Source organism: Candidatus Deferrimicrobiaceae bacterium (assembly GCA_035256765.1).
Lineage (GTDB): Bacteria > Desulfobacterota > Deferrimicrobia > Deferrimicrobiales > Deferrimicrobiaceae > CSP1-8.
The window spans coordinates 1-1,054 of sequence record DATEXR010000058.1 but is presented as its reverse complement, the minus strand read 5'-3'; the positions used below and the strand labels follow the sequence as shown (position 1 = coordinate 1,054).

Below are 1,054 nucleotides of genomic sequence, written 5' to 3'. Positions count from 1 at the left end.
CGCCGTGCTGGTGGCCTCCCAATCCCTTCCCCGGTGGGCCGCCCTGTTGAGCCGTGCGGTGGGGGTGGTCACGGAGCAGGGCAGCGTCACCGGACACCTGGCCAACGTGGCCCGGGAGTTCGGCGTGCCGGCCCTTTTCGGTGTCTCCGACGCCACCCGGGTGATGCAGGAGAACGAACTGGTCACCGTGGATGCGGACGGCCTCCGGGTCTACCGGGGGCGTGTGGAGGATTTGCTGGCGCAGGGGTCGCCCCCCCGGATCCTCATGGCGGGAAGTCCGGTGCACAATACCCTTCGGAACGTCATGGCCCATGTGACCCCCCTCCATCTCATCGACCCGGACAGCCCCGGTTTCCGACCGGAGAAGTGCGAGACGTTCCATGACATCACCCGCTTCGCCCACGAGAAATCGGTCCAGGAGATGTTCAGTTTCGGAAAGGCCCATCGTTTTCCCGAGCGATCGAGCAAACAACTGGTCTGTGACGTTCCCATGCAGTGGTGGATCCTCAACCTGGACGATGGCTTCAACGAGGAGGTGCAGGGCAAACACGTTCGTCTGGAGAACATCGCTTCCATTCCGATGCTGGCCATCTGGGATGGAATCGTCGCGGTCCCCTGGGAGGGGCCGCCATCCGTCGACCGCAAGGGTTTCATGTCGGTGATGGTGCAGTCCACGGTCGACCCCGGGCTGGATCCCTCCATGCGGTCCCCGTACGCCGACCGCAACTACTTTATGATCTCCCGCAACTACTGCAGCCTGAACTCCCGACTCGGTTTTCACTTCTCCAGCATCGAGGCGCTGGTGACCGAGCGGGCCGCGGAGAACTACGTGAGCTTCCTCTTCAAGGGCGGCGCCGCGGATTACCCCCGGCGGGTGGCCCGGGCGGCCTTGGTGGCGGATATCCTAGAGCGATTCGGTTTCCGTGCGGAGGTGAAGGAGGATGCGACGTTCGCCCGCCAGGAAGGGCGCGAAGAGGGATTCATGCGGGAGAGGCTTCGGATCCTCGGGTATCTCATCATCCACACCCGGCAGTTGGACATGGTCATGGCCAAC

Annotated in this window: 1 protein-coding gene; it reads left to right on the top strand. The window is 63.9% G+C overall.

Annotated features, from left to right (window positions below; all coding sequences use genetic code 11):
* Positions 1–4: 4 nt before the first annotated feature.
* Positions 5–1,054: PEP-utilizing enzyme (locus VJ307_01955; GenBank protein HJX72890.1), on the top strand; the 1,050-nt coding region annotated here is incomplete at its 3' end.